At 71.1% G+C, this 15,601-nt stretch carries 13 protein-coding genes; 7 read left to right on the forward strand and 6 right to left on the reverse strand.

The window, feature by feature from the left end:
- The 5 genes from CGL27_RS36650 to CGL27_RS36665 all read right to left on the reverse strand — a co-directional run bounded on the left by CGL27_RS36650 (position 1) and on the right by CGL27_RS36665 (position 6,689).
- Positions 1–873 carry a 2Fe-2S iron-sulfur cluster-binding protein gene (locus CGL27_RS36650; RefSeq protein ID WP_119992012.1) on the reverse strand — a complete coding sequence of 291 codons (873 nt, stop codon included), beginning with the start codon at positions 871–873 and terminating at the stop codon, positions 1–3.
- Positions 870–2,891, reverse strand: coding sequence for an NADH-ubiquinone oxidoreductase-F iron-sulfur binding region domain-containing protein (locus CGL27_RS36655; RefSeq protein ID WP_119992013.1), 2,022 nt, complete (start codon positions 2,889–2,891; stop codon positions 870–872). Before CGL27_RS36655 ends, CGL27_RS36650 begins: the two co-directional genes overlap by 4 nt.
- A gap of 2 nt (positions 2,892–2,893) precedes the next feature.
- Positions 2,894–4,843, reverse strand: a complete 1,950-nt coding sequence (locus tag CGL27_RS36660; protein WP_119992014.1) for a molybdopterin-dependent oxidoreductase — start codon at positions 4,841–4,843, stop codon at positions 2,894–2,896.
- A gap of 305 nt (positions 4,844–5,148) precedes the next feature.
- Complete coding sequence (locus CGL27_RS53265) at positions 5,149–5,271, reverse strand: hypothetical protein (protein WP_014055836.1); 123 nt, start codon at positions 5,269–5,271, stop codon at positions 5,149–5,151.
- Positions 5,268–6,689 carry an OFA family MFS transporter gene (locus CGL27_RS36665; protein ID WP_119992015.1) on the reverse strand — a complete coding sequence of 474 codons (1,422 nt, stop codon included), beginning with the start codon at positions 6,687–6,689 and terminating at the stop codon, positions 5,268–5,270. The genes CGL27_RS53265 and CGL27_RS36665 overlap by 4 nt, the downstream gene beginning before the upstream one ends.
- Positions 6,690–6,830: 141 nt before the next feature.
- Here CGL27_RS36665 and CGL27_RS36670 point away from each other — a divergent pair, with 141 nt between their 5' ends.
- Complete coding sequence (locus CGL27_RS36670) at positions 6,831–7,508, forward strand: GntR family transcriptional regulator (RefSeq protein WP_078640208.1); 678 nt, start codon at positions 6,831–6,833, stop codon at positions 7,506–7,508.
- A gap of 33 nt (positions 7,509–7,541) precedes the next feature.
- Here CGL27_RS36670 and CGL27_RS36675 read toward each other — a convergent pair whose 3' ends face one another.
- Positions 7,542–7,829 (reverse strand): hypothetical protein, encoded by a 288-nt coding sequence (locus CGL27_RS36675; protein WP_078640207.1) that lies wholly within the window; start codon positions 7,827–7,829, stop codon positions 7,542–7,544.
- 231 nt (positions 7,830–8,060) lie between these two features.
- Between CGL27_RS36675 and CGL27_RS36680 the strand changes: the two genes are divergently transcribed.
- The 6 genes from CGL27_RS36680 to CGL27_RS36705 all read left to right on the forward strand — a co-directional run bounded on the left by CGL27_RS36680 (position 8,061) and on the right by CGL27_RS36705 (position 15,583).
- Positions 8,061–9,242, forward strand: a complete 1,182-nt coding sequence (locus CGL27_RS36680) for an ROK family transcriptional regulator (RefSeq protein ID WP_078640206.1) — start codon at positions 8,061–8,063, stop codon at positions 9,240–9,242.
- 413 nt (positions 9,243–9,655) lie between these two features.
- Positions 9,656–11,185 (forward strand): sugar ABC transporter ATP-binding protein, encoded by a 1,530-nt coding sequence (locus tag CGL27_RS36685; protein WP_119992016.1) that lies wholly within the window; start codon positions 9,656–9,658, stop codon positions 11,183–11,185.
- Positions 11,182–12,258, forward strand: a complete 1,077-nt coding sequence (locus tag CGL27_RS36690; protein WP_107439015.1) for an ABC transporter permease — start codon at positions 11,182–11,184, stop codon at positions 12,256–12,258. The genes CGL27_RS36685 and CGL27_RS36690 overlap by 4 nt, the downstream gene beginning before the upstream one ends.
- Positions 12,255–13,310 (forward strand): substrate-binding domain-containing protein, encoded by a 1,056-nt coding sequence (locus CGL27_RS36695; RefSeq protein ID WP_078640204.1) that lies wholly within the window; start codon positions 12,255–12,257, stop codon positions 13,308–13,310. The genes CGL27_RS36690 and CGL27_RS36695 overlap by 4 nt, the downstream gene beginning before the upstream one ends.
- Before the next feature lie 60 nt (positions 13,311–13,370).
- Positions 13,371–14,561 carry a Gfo/Idh/MocA family oxidoreductase gene (locus CGL27_RS36700; RefSeq protein WP_119992017.1) on the forward strand — a complete coding sequence of 397 codons (1,191 nt, stop codon included), beginning with the start codon at positions 13,371–13,373 and terminating at the stop codon, positions 14,559–14,561.
- A gap of 14 nt (positions 14,562–14,575) precedes the next feature.
- On the forward strand, positions 14,576–15,583 hold the full coding sequence (locus CGL27_RS36705; protein ID WP_078640202.1) for a sugar phosphate isomerase/epimerase family protein: 1,008 nt from the start codon (positions 14,576–14,578) through the stop codon (positions 15,581–15,583).
- The last annotated feature ends 18 nt before the right edge of the window (positions 15,584–15,601 follow it).

Here is a 15,601-nt window from a genome sequence, read left to right on the forward strand (position 1 = left end):
TCAGTCCCGGTTCTGTGCGTGGTTCTGTACGTGCTGGTAGCCGAAACGGCCCTTGATGCACAGGTTCCCGTGCGTGACGGGATTGTCGTGCGGCGAGGTGACCTTCACGATCTCATTGTCCTGCACATGGAGGGTGAGATTGCACCCCACACCACAGTAGGCGCATACCGTCGTCGTCTCCGTCTGCGCCGACTCGTCCCACGCCCCGGCCGTCCGCATGTCGAACTCCGTCTTGAAGCTCAGCGCGCCGGTCGGGCACACCTCGATGCAGTTGCCGCAGTAGACACACGCGGAGTCGGTAAGGGGCGCGTCGTGCTCGGTGGAGATCCGGGCGTCGAAACCGCGGCCCGCGACCGCGATCGCGAAGGTGTTCTGCCACTGCTCGCCGCAGGCGTCCACGCACTTGTAGCAGAGGATGCATTTGTCGTAGTCGCGGACGTACAGGTCGTTGTCGACCTTCGGCTCCTCGTCCACCCGGGCGGCGTCCGCGCCGAAGCGGTCCGGCTCGGCTCCGTACTCCTCGATCCACTCGGCCGCGCGCGGGGTCGTCGACAGATCGGTGGAGGAGGCCAGCAGCTCCAGGACGACCTTACGGCTGTGGCGGGCCCGCTCGGTGTCCGTGCGCACCTCCATGCCCTGCTCCACCCGGCGGGAACAGGCCGGGGCGAGGGTGCGGGCGTCCTCCACCTCCACCACGCACACCCGGCAGGCGTTCTTCGGGGTGAGCGTGTCGCCCTGGCACAGGGTCGGGACGTCCTTGCCCGCGGCGCGGCACGTGTCCAGCAGCGTGCTGTCCTCCGGGGCGCGGACCAGCTCGCCGTCCAGGGTGAGGTCGACCAGACGGCGCGGGGGTCGCAGCGGTATCGCGGTCACTTGAAGGCTCCCAGGCGGTCGATGGCGGACTCCACGGCGTTCCAGGCGGTCTGGCCCAGACCGCAGATCGAGGCGTCCCGCATGGCCCGACCGACCTCGCGCAGCAGCGCGATGTCCCCGGCCGCGGCGGCGCCCGTAAGGTCTTTGATCCGGTGCAGCGCCTCCTCCTGCCGTACGGTGCCCACCCGGCAGGGGACGCACTGGCCGCAGGACTCGTCACGGAAGAACTCCGCGATGCGCAGCAGGACGCGGGGCAGGTCGACGCTGTCGTCCAGGACCAGCACCACCCCGGAGCCGAGGGTGGTGCCCGCGGCGCGCGTGCCCTCGAAGGTCAGCGGGACGTCCAGCTCGTCGGGGCGTACGAAACCGCCCGCCGCGCCGCCGAGCAGTACCGCGCGCAGCGTCTCGGGCGGCCCCGCGAGCTCCAGCAGCTCGCCCAGCGACGCCCCGAACGGCAGCTCGTAGACGCCGGGCCGGGCGACCGTGCCGGAGACGCAGAACAGCTTGGTGCCGGTGGAGGTGCCGGTACCGGTGCGGGCATACGCCTGCGCACCCTCGATCAGAATCGGCAACACATTGACCAGCGTCTCCACGTTGTTGACCGCGGTCGGCTTGCCGAACAGCCCCTTCTCGACCGGGAACGGTGGCTTGCTGCGCGGTTCACCGCGCCGCCCCTCGATCGAGTTGAAGATCGCGGTCTCCTCACCGCAGATGTACGCGCCCGCGCCGCGCCGGATCTCGATGTCGAACGCGAACCCCTGCCCCATGACGTCCTCGCCGAGGAAGCCCCGGGCCCGGGCCCGGTCGATGGCGGTGCGCAGCCGGCGCAGCGCACGGGGGTACTCGCCGCGCAGATACAGATAGCCGCGGTGGGCCCCGGTCGCATAGCCCGCGATGGTCATGGCCTCGATCAGGGCGTAGGGATCGCCCTCCATCAGGACCCGGTCCTTGAAGGTGCCCGGTTCGCTCTCGTCGGCGTTGCAGACCAGATAGTGCGGATGGTCGGGCTGCTGGGCGGTGGCCGCCCACTTCCGCCCGGTGGGGAACGCGGCCCCGCCCCGCCCGACCAGCCCCGCCTCGGTGACCTCCCGGATCACCCCGGCGGGCCCGAGCGCGAACGCGCGCCGCAGGGCGGCGTATCCGCCGTGGGTGCGGTAGTCGTCGAGCGACCCGGGGTCCACGACTCCGATCCGGCGCAGCAGCACCAGGCCGTTGCCTCCGGCCAGGGGCACGGATGTGTCCCGCCGCGCGGAACACTCGGGCCGCGCACAGGGGTCGGCGTGCGGCTCCGTATGTGCGGAGTTCTCCGGCCGCTGCCCGGCGTCGGGGCCCGGGTCGGGCACGGCCGCGTCGTCGTCGGTCCCCGCCCGCGTGGCGGGCGGGGAGCAGGGGCCGTCGGCGCCGGTCTGGGGGACCGCGGTCGCCGCGGGGGGTTCGGCCGGCGCGTCGTGCGGCGCCGATGCCGCGTCGGCCACCGCCTCGGCGGTGGCGGGGGCGACGACCGCGGCCTGCGGGGTCTCGCCCGCGCGGATCGCCAGGGCCGCCGGGGCGCGTTCGCACAGGCCCAGGCACGGGCTGGGCTGCCAGGCGGCTCCGGACCCGGCCGAGCCCGCCGGGCCCAGGTCCCGTTCGAGCTCCGCGCACACCCGCGCGGAGCCCCGGGTCGCGCACGCCAGGTCGGTGCAGACGTGGACGACGGTCGCCGGACGGGGTTTCACCGCGAACATCGCGTAGAAGGTCGCGACCCCGTAGCCCTCCGCCGGAGGGACCGTCAGCCGGCGGCACAGATAGTCCAGTCCGCCCTCGCTGATCCAGCCCACCCGGTCGTTGAGGGCATGCAGCCCCGGCAACAGCAGTTCGCGCCGCTCACGTGCCTCGCGACCGCCGCGCGCCCAGCGCAGATCGGTCTCGTTGCGGTCGTCCGCGCCCTCCCAGGCGGATTCGGGCGGGCCGAGCAGGGCGTCGACCGCCGCCCGCTCCTCGTCCGTGGGGTTGCCGGCACCGAAGCGCAGATCCACGGTCAGCTCCTTACGGCGGTCACGGGAATCTTCTCGATCCTTATGGCCGACGCCTTGAACTCCGCCGTCCCCGCGATGGGGCAGTTCGCCTCGATCGTGAGGGAGTTGGTGTCCACCTCGTCGGGGAAGTGCATGGTCATGAAGGCGAGCCCCGGCCGCAGCCCGGGATCGATCCACACCGGCGCCACCACAGAGCCGCGCCGCGAGGTGACCCGCACCCGCTCCTCGGTCTCCACCCGGTAGCGGGCCGCGTCCTCCGGGCACAGCTCGATGTACTCGCCGCGCCGCAGCGGAGAGGCGAACCCCCCGCTCTGCACGCCGGTGTTGTACGAGTCCAGGCGGCGTCCCGTGGTGAGCCGGATCGGGTAGGCGTCATCGGTCAGATCGACCGGCGGATCGTGCATCACCGGGCCGAAGGGGGCGAGGGCGCCGCGCCGCGCCGGATCGCTCTCCCACAGCCGGCCGTGCAGATAGGTGGGCTCGAGGCGGTCGGTGCTGGGGCAGGGCCACTGGATGCCCTGGTGCTCCTCCAGCCGCTCGTAGGTCATGCCGAAGTGGTCGGGGGAGACGGCGCGCAGCTCGTTCCACACCTCCTCCGCGCCCTCGAACTTCCAGTCGTGGCCGAGCCGTCGCGCCAGCTCACAGATGATGTCGATATCCTCGCGCGCCTCGCCCGGCGGCTCCACGGCCTTGCGCACTCGCTGGACGCGGCGCTCGCTGTTGGTGGTGGTGCCCTCCGTCTCGCACCAGCCCGCGGTCGCCGGGAGCACCACATCGGCCAGCTCGGCGGTCCTGGTGAGGAAGATGTCCTGGACCACCAGGTGTTCCAGCGACTCCAGCCGCCGGACGGCCTGTTCGGTGTCGGCCTCGGACTGGGCCGGGTTCTCGCCGATGCAGTAGACGGCGCGCAGTTCGCCCGCCTCCATGGCCTCGAACATCTCGGTGAGGTTCAGCCCGTAGCGCGGCTGGATGACCACGTCCCAGGCGCGCTCGAACTTGGACCGGGTGGGCGGGTCCAGGATGTCCTGGAAGCCGGGCAGCCGGTTGGGGATGGCGCCCATGTCGCCGCCGCCCTGGACGTTGTTCTGGCCGCGCAGCGGCTGCAGTCCGCAGCCGTACCGGCCGACATGGCCGGTCAGCAGGGACAGATTGATCAGCGCCCGGACGTTGTCGGTGCCGTTGTGGTGCTCGGTGATGCCGAGCGTCCAGCAGAGCTGGGCGCGCTCGGCGGTGGCGTAGGCGTGCGCGAGATCGCGGATGGCGTCCGCGGGGACGCCCGTGACCTTCTCCGCGACGCTCAGGGTCCAGGGCTCCACATGGGCCGCGTACTCCTCGAAGCCACTGGTGGCGCGCTCGATGAAGGAGCGGTTGGCGAGCCCCGCGTGGATGATCTCGCGGCCCACGGCGTGGGCGAGCGGGATGTCGGTGCCGACGTTGAGCCCCAGCCAGCTCTCGGCCCATTCGGCGGTCGAGGTGCGGCGCGGATCGACGGCGTACATCCGGGCGCCGTTGTGGATGCCCTTGAGGACGTGCTGGAAGAAGATCGGGTGCGCGAAGCGGGCGTTGGAGCCCCACATCACGATGAGATCGGTGTCCTCGACCTCCGCGTACGACGACGTGCCGCCGCCGGAGCCGAAGACGGCGGACAGCCCCGCGACGCTGGGCGCGTGGCAGGTGCGGTTGCAGGAGTCGACGTTGTTGGTGCCCATCACCACCCGGGCGAACTTCTGGGCCACGTAGTTCATCTCGTTGGTGGCGCGGGCGCAGGAGAACATGCCGAACGCGTCGGGCCCGTGGGCCGCCGTCACGGCCCGGAACCCGGCGGTGGCCCGGCTGAGCGCCTCGTCCCAGGAGGCGCGGCGGAGTTCACCGCTGACCGAATCCCGCACCAGGGGGTGGGTCAGCCTCGGGTACTGCTTCTGCTGTCGGTTGCGCTGGCGGTTACGGGCCACGACGGGCTCCTTACGGCGGTCACGCCGCGGTGCGACGTGAGGGAACCGAACGTCCGAGTATCGTCGACAGAATATTGGATACAGTATGCCCGAGGAGGGGGTCAAGGAGTCGAACGACACCTCAACCCCCCTCCCGTCCGCCGGTGATGGGACCCGGGCGGTGATGGGACGTCGGCTGGTGAAGAGAGCTCACAGGGGAAGCGAGCTCGGCCGGTACAGCGAGTTCGGCCAGTGAAGCCGGTAAAGCGAGTTCAGCCGGTGAAGGCGGTAAGGCGAGTTCAGCCGGTGAAGGCGGTAAGGCGAGTTCAGCCCGTGAAGAGCTGTGTGGCCTTGCGGATGAGCTCGTAGACCCCGTACGCGAAGGGCAGCGCGACCCAGGCCCAGACGGCCACGGTCAGCGCGGTGCGGTTCGTGGTGGGTTCGGTCATCGGTCCGCTCCCTTCTCGGCGGGCGCCGCCTTTTCCTCAGCCTCGGCGGGCGCCGCCTTTCCCTCGGCCTCGGCCGCCGCGGTGGCCGGTTCGTGGAAGCGCGGATGGACCGGCCGTACCAGCTCGTTGGCGATGAAGCCGACGATCAGCAGCGCGATCATGATGGTGAGGGAGAGCGAGTACAGCCCGGGGCCGCTCTTCCCCGCCTCCTCCTGGTGGTCGGCCACCTTGTTGACGATGTACGGGCCGAGGACTCCGGCCACCGACCACGCGGTGAGCAGCCGGCCGTGGATCGCGCCCACCTGATAGGTGCCGAAGAGGTCCTTGAGATACGCCGGAACGGTCGCGAACCCGCCCCCGTAGAAGGAGAGGATCACCAGCGCGCACACCACGAACAGGGGCTTGGAGGAGTCCCCGATTTGCGCGATGGCCAGATACATCAGCGCGCCCACGCCCAGATAGATCCGGTACATGTTCTTGCGCCCGATGAGGTCGGACGTGGACGACCAGACCAGCCGCCCGGTCATGTTGGCCGCCGACAGCAGGGCGACGAAACCGGCCGCCGCGGTGGCGGTCACGGGGGTGTCGGTGTCCTTGAAGTAGTCGCCGATCATGGGCGCGGCCTTCTCCAGGATGCCGATGCCCGCCGTCACGTTCATGCACAGCACCACCCACAGACACCAGAACTGCGGGGTGCGCAGGGCGTTGCGCGCGGAGACGTCGGCCGCGCTGACCATGTGCCCCTGCTCCTGCGGCGGCTCCCAGCCGGCGGGCCGCCAGCCGTCGGCCGGTACCCGCACCAGCAGCACGCCGAGGGTCATGAAGACCGCGTAGGTCAGACCGTGCACCAGGAAGGTGGCGGCGATGCCGCTGTTGTCGGTGCCGAAGCGCTCCATCAGCCAGCTCGACCAGGGCGAGGCGATCAGCGCGCCGCCGCCGAAGCCCATGATGGCGATGCCGGTGGCCATGCCGGGCCGGTCGGGGAACCACTTCATGAGCGTGGAGACGGGGGAGATGTATCCGATGCCGAGACCGATCCCGCCGATGAAGCCGTAGCCGAGGACGACCAGCCAGTACTGGCTGGTGGCGGCGCCGAGCGAGGCGACGAGGAAGCCGGAGGAGAAGCAGACGAGGGAGACGAACATCGCCCAGCGCGGGCCGTTGCGCTCGACGAGCGTCCCGCCGAAGGCGGCGGACAGGCCGAGCATCACGATGCCCAGCTGGAACGGGAGTGCGCTGGCCGTGCCCGAGAGGTCCATGGAGGACTCCAGGGGCGGCTTGAACACGCTCCAGGCGTACGCCTGGCCGATGGAGAGGTGGACGGCTAGGGCGGCCGGTGGCACCAGCCAGCGGCTCCAGCCCGGTGGGGCCAGGGTGCGCGAGCGATGCAACGGGCCGAGTCGATCATTGGTGAGCATGTGCCCGGACTTTAAGGATTCAACGAGTCAATGACTAGACGTAAAAGCGCCTGGGATGTGTCGGCCGCGTGGACGGGGTGGGTAAACTGTAGACAATAACCAATCCGGGCATCCGGTGAACGGCGAGTCAGAGGGGGCGCGATGCTGTCCAGAGGACTGCCGCACGGCGCGGTACCGAAGCTGGAGCGGCCCGGTCCACTCCGCGAGCGCGTCTACGAGGCGCTGCTCGAACTCATCACCACCCGCGCCCTCCGCCCCGGTCAGCACCTCGTGGAGAGCGAGCTCGCCGGGCAGCTCGGGGTCTCCCGCCAGCCGGTGCGCGAGGCCCTCCAGCGGCTCAACACCGAAGGCTGGGTCGATCTGCGGCCCGCGCAGGGCGCGTTCGTCCACGAGCCCACCGAGGAGGAGGCCGATCAGCTCCTTACGGTGCGCACGCTCCTGGAGGCCGAGGCCGCCCGGCTGGCCGCCGCGGGGATCGACGCGGCCGGGATCGCCGCGCTGGAGGACCTGTGCGCGAAGGGCGAGCGCGCGGTGCTGGACGACGATGTGGACGGCGCGGTCGCGGCGAACGCCGAATTCCACGCCAAGGTGATGGAGTTGGCCGGAAACGCGGTTCTGTCCGAGCTGGCCGCCCAGGTGGACCGCAGGGTCCGCTGGTACTACACCCCGGTCGCCCGTCAGCGCGGCAAGCAGTCCTGGATCGAGCACCGCGAGCTGATCGCCGCCATCACCGCCGGTGACGAACACGGGGCCACGGCCGCCATGCGCACCCACACCGAACACACCCGCCGCACGTACCACGACCGCGAGCGGTCCTGACCCCTCCGCCGGACCGGCCGTTGCCGGGTGGCGTCATCCCCGAGTGGCGTCGATGCGCTCGACAGCCTCCTTGGCCTCCTTCAAGTCGGCGTCGGTGAGCTGCCGGTAGGCCTTGATGGCCTCGAACTTCTTGCCCTCCCGCAGCAGGGCGGTCACTCGCCTCAGGTCGGGCCCGACCACCTCGATGTCCAGGTGGTCGAGGATCAGGTCCAGCTTGTGCTCGATCCGGTCCGCCCTGCGCTGGATCTTCTTGATCCTCGACTCCAGCAGCGGATACTGCAGAACGAGGGCCATGATCAAGATGTACGTCGCTATCTCCATGATCGCCGATCGTAGTGGCCGGAGTGGCCGAACCCTTTTGCCGGGCCCGCGCTCCCGAACCGGTGCCTCCTCGTGCTGTCGCGAAATCAACTCGGCTTTGTCCTGCGACAGGAGAAAGTCGTAGCCAATTGCGGCGCAAGTTCTTCCCACCCCCGACAACCGCTGCTACGTTCCCCGTGAAAGCCCGGTGACGTGGATGCCGATGACGGCGGGAGGGGCAGCGTGAGGCGCATGACGGCACGACCGGCGAACGCGCATCAGGCACGACTGCTCCGTCTGCTGCGCGACGGCGGTCCCAACTCCCGTGCTCAGCTGGGCGATCAGATCGATCTCTCGCGTTCGAAGCTCGCCGTGGAGATCGACCGGCTGCTGGAGACCGGGCTGGTGGCCGCGGACGGGCTCGCGGCCTCGCGCGGTGGCCGGCGCTCGCACAACATCCGGCTCGCGCCGGGGCTGCGGCTGCTCGGCGTCGACATCGGCGCCACCTCCGTGGACGTCGCGGTGACCAATGCCGAACTGGAGATTCTCGGCCATCTCAACCAGCCCATGGATGTGCGCGAGGGACCCGTCGCGGTCTTCGAGCAGGTGCTGGACATGGCCGCGAAGCTCCGGGCCTCCGGGGTGGCCGAGGGGTTCGACGGGGCGGGCATAGGTGTGCCCGGCCCCGTGCGGTTCCCCGAGGGTGTGCCGGTGGCGCCGCCGATCATGCCGGGGTGGGACGGCTTCCCCGTACGGGAGGCGCTCAGCCAGGAGCTGGGCTGCCCGGTGATGGTCGACAACGATGTGAACCTCATGGCGATGGGGGAGCAGCACGCCGGAGTCGCCCGCTCCGTCAAGGACTTCCTCTGTGTGAAGATCGGCACCGGTATCGGCTGCGGGATCGTCGTCGGCGGTGAGGTCTACCGCGGTACGACGGGCAGCGCGGGCGACATCGGCCACATCCAGGCCGAACCCGACGGCCGCCCCTGCGCCTGCGGCAACCGCGGCTGCCTGGAGGCGTACTTCGGCGGCGCGGCACTGGCCCGCGACGCCGAGGCGGCCGCCCGCGACGGCCGGTCCGCCGAACTCGCCGCCCGGCTGGAGGAGGTGGGCGGCCTCGCCGCCACGGACGTCGCCGCGGCGGCGTCGGCGGGCGACGCGACCGCCCTCGACCTCATCAGGGAGGGCGGCACCCGTACGGGCCAGGTCATCGCCGGGCTCGTCAGCTTCTTCAACCCCGGTCTGGTGGTCATCGGCGGCGGTGTCACCGGGCTCGGCCATACGCTGCTCGCCGCCATACGGACCCAGGTCTACCGCCAGTCCCTGCCCCTGGCCACCGGCAACCTCCCCATCGTGCTGGGCGAACTCGGCCCGGCCGCCGGGGTCACCGGCGCGGCCCGCCTGATCAGCGACCACCTCTTCTCCCCGGCCTGACGGCCTGACGGCTTGACGGCTTGAAGGCTTGACGGCCTGATCCCGCCCGGCCACGGCCGGTCCGTACCTCGGCACAGCGCAGCAGCACGGCATCCGCACCGCCCTCGGCGTACGCCACGTCGAGGCACGAGCCGCACGACCGGCACCACTGAGCCGCACCACCCGGGCACCACTGAGCCGCACCACCCGGGCACCACTGAGCCGCACCACCCGGGCACCACCGAGCCGCACCACCCGGCACCACCGTGGCGGCGCGCCGTACCCCGGCACGCCCCGCACCTCACCACGGCACGACATCACCGCTCCACCCAGCCCCAGCCAGCCCTATCCCCAGCCCCGCCGCGCGCCCGCAGCGGCTCCGGCACGCCCAGCGACCCGCACCGCATCGAGCGAACCCGCCGAGGAGGCCAGCCATGGCACCGGCACCACCCGACCCGCGCCCGCTCCTCACCATGTCCGCGATCACCAAGTCCTTCCCCGGCGTACGGGCCCTGGACGGCGTCGACCTCGATGTCGAAGCGGGCGAGGTGCACTGTCTGCTCGGCCAGAACGGCGCCGGCAAGTCCACCCTCATCAAGGTGGTCGCCGGGGCGCATCAGCCCGACAGCGGCGAGATCCTCTGGCAGGGCGCACCGGTCACCCTCAAGTCGCCCATCGCCGCCATGCGCCTGGGGATCGCCACCATCTACCAGGAACTCGACCTGGTGGAGGGGCTGTCCGTCGCCGAGAACGTCTTCCTCGGCCATGAGATGGCCACCGCCGGTTTCGTCCGCTCCCGAGCGGCCCGCACCGCCACCGCCGCTCTCCTGACCCGGCTCGGCCACCCCGAGATCGACCCGGGGCGGCTGGTGGGGGAGCTGTCCGCGGCCGGGCAGCAGATCGTCTCGATGGCCCGCGCGCTCTCCCACGACGTCCAGCTCATCGTGATGGACGAGCCGTCCGCGGCCCTCGACCCGGACGAGGTCGACAACCTCTTCCGCATCGTCGGCGATCTCACCGCCGCCGGGGTCGCCGTCGTCTACATCTCGCACCGGCTGGAGGAGATCCGCCGGATCGGCGACCGCGTCACCGTGCTCAAGGACGGCCGCGCCGCCGCCCGCGGGCTGGACGCCCGCACCACCCCGACCCGCGAGGTCGTGGCCCTGATGACGGGCCGGGACGTGGAGTACGCGTTCCCGCGCCGCACCACGGCACCTCCGGCCGCCAGCGCCGCGCCCGTGCTGCGGCTGGAGAACCTCGGCAGGGCGGGGGAGTTCGAGCCGATCGACCTCGAAGTGGCGCCCGGCGAGATCGTCGGGCTCGCCGGACTCGTCGGCTCCGGACGGTCCGAGATCCTGGAGACCGTCTACGGCGCCCGCCGTCCCACCTCGGGCCGGGTCCTGGTGGACGGGCGCGCGCTGCGCCCCGGCAGCGTGTCCGCCGCCGTGCGCGCCGGGCTCGGGCTCGCCCCCGAGGAGCGCAAGGCGCAGGCGCTGCTGATGCTGGAGTCCGTCACCCGCAATGTCTCGGTCTCCTCGCTGCCCCGCTTCTCCCGCGCCGGGTGGGTGGACCGCGGCGCGGAGCGGGCGGCGGCCCGTAGGTGCGTACGCGACCTCTCGCTGCACCCCGACGATCCGGAGCGGCCGGTGCGGACCCTGTCCGGCGGCAATCAGCAAAAGGCCGTGCTGGCCCGCTGGCTGCTGCGCGGCTGCCGGGTGCTGCTGCTGGACGAGCCGACGCGCGGGGTGGACGTCGGCGCCCGCGCCGAGCTGTACGCCGTGATCCGCCGACTCGCCGACGACGGCATGGCCGTCCTTCTCGTCTCCAGCGAACTGCCCGAAGTCCTGGGCCTCGCCGACCGGGTGCTGGTGCTCCGCGAGGGCCGCGTCGTCCATACGGCGCCCGCGCGGGAGCTGGACGAGCACCGCGTCCTCGATCTCGTCATGGAAGGGAGCCCGTCGTGAACTCACCCGGGAGCAGGCCGGCGTCCAGCCCCCCGGCCGACCCCGCCCCGGTACCGGGCGCGGGCGCCACGCTGACGGCCGGTCCGGTCGGCAAACCGCCGGCCGGCCGCACCGGCACCGATCCGCTGAGCAGGCTGCGGCGCCTGGCCGACCTGCGCAACCTCTCGCTCGTCGGGGTGCTGGCGGTGCTGATCGCCGTCGGCGGCTTCACCAAGCCCGACGAGTTCCTCAGCACCGACAACCTCCAGCTCGTGCTCACCCAGGCGTCCGTCATCGGCGTCGTCACCGTCGGCATGACCTTCGTCATCATCAGCGGCGGCATCGATCTGTCGGTCGGCGCGATGGTCGCCCTCGCCTCGGTGTGGGCCACCACGCTCGCCACCCAGGACTACGGACTCGGCGGCATCCTGCTGTGCGCGGTCCTGGTGGGGCTCGGCTGCGGACTGGTCAACGGGGTGCTCATCGCGTACGGCGGGATGGTGCCGTTCATCGCCACCCTCGCGATGCTCGCCTCGGCCCGCGGGCTCGCCGTGCAGATCAGCGACGGCAGGACCCAGGTCGTCACCGTCGACCCGGTCCTGGACCTCGGGCTCCCGGACTCCTACGTCCTCGGCATACCGCCGCTGGTGATCATCTTCGCCGCCGTCACGGTCCTCGGCTGGCTGGTGCTCAACCGCACGACGTTCGGCCGGCGCACCGTCGCCATCGGCGGCAACGCGGAGGCGGCCCGGCTCGCGGGCATCGACGTCAAACGGCAGCGGCTGACGCTGTATCTGCTCTCCGGGCTGTGCTGCGGTGTCGCCGCCTTCATGCTGGTCGTCCTCACCGGCTCCGGCCAGAGCACCAACGGCAACCTGTACGAACTCGACGCCATCGCCGCCGCGATCATCGGCGGCACGCTGCTCAGCGGCGGCCGCGGCACCATCACCGGCTCCGTCCTCGGCGTCCTCGTCTTCACCACCATCACCAATCTGTTCGCCCTGAACAACCTTCAGAGCGATGTCCAGCAGATCGCCAAGGGCGCGATCATCGTCGCCGCCGTCCTGGTACAGAAGGGTCGTTCGACGCCATGAGGTTCCCACAGAGCTCCTCCCCCACCAGTCGCAGAAGCCTGCTCCTGGGCACCGCCGCGGCGGGCGCGCTGTTCGCCGCCGGGTGCACCAGCAACGAGAACAACGACAGCGACGAGAACAGCAAACAGGCCGCGAACACCGCCAATGACAAGCCCGGTAAGGCGGTCACCATCGGCTTCGCCGGGCCCCAGGCCGACCATGGCTGGCTCAACGCCATCAACGAGCAGGCCAAGCGGCGCGCCAAGGAGTACAAGGACGTCACGCTGGAGATCACCGAGGGCTCCAACGACACCGCCCAGCAGATCGGGCAGATCGAGACGCTCATCAACAAGAAGGTCGACGTCCTGGTCATCCTGCCCGCCGACGGCAAGGCGCTGACCCAGGTCGGGCTCAAGGCGATGCGGGCGGGCATCCCGGTCGTCAACCTCGACCGCGTCTTCGCCTCCCCGCAGGCGTACCGCTGCTGGATCGGCGGCGACAACTACGGCATGGGCTTCAACGCCGGGCAGTACATCGGCGAGCAGCTCAAGGGCAAGAAGAACGCCAAGGTCATCGAGTTGGCCGGGATCGACAACCTGGAGCTGACCCGGCAGCGTACCGAGGGCTTCAACGACGCCCTGAAGAACTACCCGAACATCAAGAAGGTCGGCCGCCAGTCCGCGGAGTTCACGGTCGAGTCGGGCCAGTCGAAGATGGCCCAACTGCTCCAGGCCCACTCCGACTTCGACGCCCTGTGGAACCACGACGACGACCAGGGCGTCGGCGCCGAGCGCGCCATCAAGCAGGCCGGGCGCGATGACTTCCTCATGGTGGGCGGCGCGGGCGCCAAGCACGCCATGGACGCCATCAAGGCCGGCAACACCGTGCTGAAGGCCACCGTGCTCTACCCGCCGACCATGGCCGCCTCCGCCATCGACCTCGCCCGCGCGCTCGGCCAGGGCAAGGGCGTCGGCGGCCTCGCGGAGCTGGAGATCCCGGCCTCCCTCACCCTCTACTCCGCCGTCGTCACCAAGGACAACGTGGACGAATACCTCCCCACGGGATTCAGCTGAGCCCGATAGAGGGCCAGACCCCCCACCTCGCGTCGGTTTGCGATCGTCAGAAGGAGTCCCATGGAAAGTCCTGAAGCGAAGACGCTCGGCGTCGGCATGGTCGGTTACGCCTTCATGGGTGCCGCGCACTCACAGGGCTGGCGTACCGTCGGCCGTGTCTTCGACCTGCCCGCGCGCCCCGTGATGTCCGCCATCTGCGGGCGCGACGCGGACGCCGTAAGGACGGCCGCGGACCGGCATGGCTGGGCCGCGGCCGAGACCGACTGGCGGTCGATGATCGCCCGGGACGATGTGCAGCTCGTCGACGTCTGCACCCCCGGCGACAGCCATGCCGAGATCGCCATCGCGGCCCTGGAGGCGGGCAAGCACGTGCTGTGCGAGAAGCCGCTCGCCAACTCCGTGACCGAGGCGCAGGCCATGGTGGAGGCGGCGCGGCGGGCGCGGGAGCGCGGACAGGTGGCGATGGTGGGCTTCAACTACCGCCGCGCGCCCGCGATCGCCTACGCCCGCCGGATGGTGGCGCAGGGGCGGCTCGGCGTGCTGCGGCACGTACGGGTCACCTATCTGCAGGACTGGATCGTCGACCCGGAGTTCCCTCTGGTGTGGCGGCTGCGGCGGGAGTACGCGGGCTCCGGCGCGCTCGGCGACCTGGGCTCGCACATCGTCGACCTGGCGCAGTATCTGGCGGGGGAGCGGCTGATCGGCGTCTCGGCGCTCACCGAGACGTTCATCCGGGAGCGGCCGCTGCCCGCCGGTGCGGTGGCGGGGCTCGGCGGCTCCGGGGCGGGCGGGGCGGCGCGCGGACCGGTCACGGTCGATGACGCGGCGCTGTTCACCGGGCGGTTCGGCTCCGGTGCGGTGGCGTCGTTCGAGGCCAGCCGCTTCGCCGCGGGCCGTAAGAACTCGCTCAGGATCGAGCTCAACGGCGATCACGGTTCGCTCGCCTTCGATCTGGAACGGCTCAATGAGCTGTCCTTCCACGATCACACCGAGCCCGCCGCCGACTCCGGCTTCCGCCGGATCCTGGTGACCGAGCCCGAGCACCCCTACCTGGACGCGTGGTGGCCGCCGGGTCACGCCCTCGGCTACGAGCACACCTTCGTCCACCAGGCGCGGGACATGGTGCTCGCGGTCGCCGAGGGGACCGGACCCGAGCCGTCCTTCGAGGACGGGCTGCAGGTGCAGCGGGTGCTCGCGGCCGTCGAGGAGAGCGCGGAGAAGAACTGCGTCTACACCACCGTACCCGTCTGAGACAGGAGGCCGGAATGCCCAGACCCTTCACGCTCTTCACCGGCCAGTGGGCCGACCTTCCCCTGGAGGAGGTCTGCCGGCTGGCCCGCGACTTCGGCTACGACGGCCTGGAACTCGCCTGCTGGGGCGACCACTTCGAGGTGGACCGGGCGCTCGGTGAGCCCGGCTATCTGGACGGGCGCCACAGTCTGCTGGAGAAGTACGGCCTGAAGTGCTTCGCCGTCTCCAACCATCTGGTCGGCCAGGCGGTGTGCGACTCGCCCATCGACGAGCGCCACAAGGCCATCCTGCCCGCCCGGATCTGGGGTGATGGCGAGGCCGAGGGCGTCCGGCAGCGGGCCGCCGCGGAGATGGCCGACACCGCCCGCGCCGCGGCCGCCTTCGGGGTCCGCACCGTCATCGGCTTCACCGGCTCCTCCATCTGGCATCTGGTGGCGATGTTCCCGCCGGTGGTGCCGGGGATGATCGAGCGGGGCTACGAGGACTTCGCCGAGCGCTGGAACCCGATCCTCGACGTCTTCGACGCCGAGGGCGTGCGCTTCGCCCACGAGGTGCACCCCAGCGAGATCGCCTACGACTACTGGACCACCCACCAGGCCCTGGAGGCGCTCGGCCACCGCCCCGCCTTCGGGCTCAACTTCGACCCCAGCCACTTCGTCTGGCAGGACCTGGACCCCGTCGGCTTCCTGTGGGACTTCCGGGACCGGATCTACCACGTCGACTGCAAGGAGGCCCGGAAGCGGCTGGACGGCCGCAACGGCCGCCTCGGCTCCCATCTGCCCTGGGGCGATCCCCGCCGCGGCTGGGACTTCGTGTCGGCGGGCCATGGCGATGTGCCGTGGGAGGACGTGTTCCGGATGCTGCGCTCGATCGGATACGACGGTCCGGTGTCGGTCGAGTGGGAGGACGCCGGGATGGACCGGCTGACCGGCGCCCCGGAGGCGCTGGCCCGGCTGAAGCACTTCGACTTCGACCCGCCGACGGCGTCGTTCGACGCGGCCTTCGGAGGCGGGGAGAAGTAGCCCGGTCCGTCCGGCGAT

This window comes from Streptomyces sp. 11-1-2 (assembly GCF_003595545.1).
Taxonomy (GTDB): Bacteria; Actinomycetota; Actinomycetes; order Streptomycetales; family Streptomycetaceae; genus Streptomyces; species Streptomyces hygroscopicus_B.

What these genes read in the sequence shown, in the direction of transcription:
- CGL27_RS36675 (WP_078640207.1), bottom strand. Translation starts at nt 7,829, where the DNA reads ATGGAGATAGCGACGTACATCTTGATCATGGCCCTCGTTCTGCAGTAT.
- CGL27_RS36700 (WP_119992017.1), top strand. Translation starts at nt 13,371, where the DNA reads ATGGAAAGTCCTGAAGCGAAGACGCTCGGCGTCGGCATGGTCGGTTAC.
- CGL27_RS36685 (WP_119992016.1), top strand. Translation starts at nt 9,656, where the DNA reads ATGGCACCGGCACCACCCGACCCGCGCCCGCTCCTCACCATGTCCGCG.
- CGL27_RS36665 (WP_119992015.1), bottom strand. Translation starts at nt 6,689, where the DNA reads ATGCTCACCAATGATCGACTCGGCCCGTTGCATCGCTCGCGCACCCTG.
- CGL27_RS36705 (WP_078640202.1), top strand. Translation starts at nt 14,576, where the DNA reads ATGCCCAGACCCTTCACGCTCTTCACCGGCCAGTGGGCCGACCTTCCC.
- CGL27_RS36670 (WP_078640208.1), top strand. Translation starts at nt 6,831, where the DNA reads ATGCTGTCCAGAGGACTGCCGCACGGCGCGGTACCGAAGCTGGAGCGG.
- CGL27_RS36695 (WP_078640204.1), top strand. Translation starts at nt 12,255, where the DNA reads ATGAGGTTCCCACAGAGCTCCTCCCCCACCAGTCGCAGAAGCCTGCTC.
- CGL27_RS53265 (WP_014055836.1), bottom strand. Translation starts at nt 5,271, where the DNA reads ATGACCGAACCCACCACGAACCGCACCGCGCTGACCGTGGCCGTCTGG.
- CGL27_RS36680 (WP_078640206.1), top strand. Translation starts at nt 8,061, where the DNA reads ATGACGGCACGACCGGCGAACGCGCATCAGGCACGACTGCTCCGTCTG.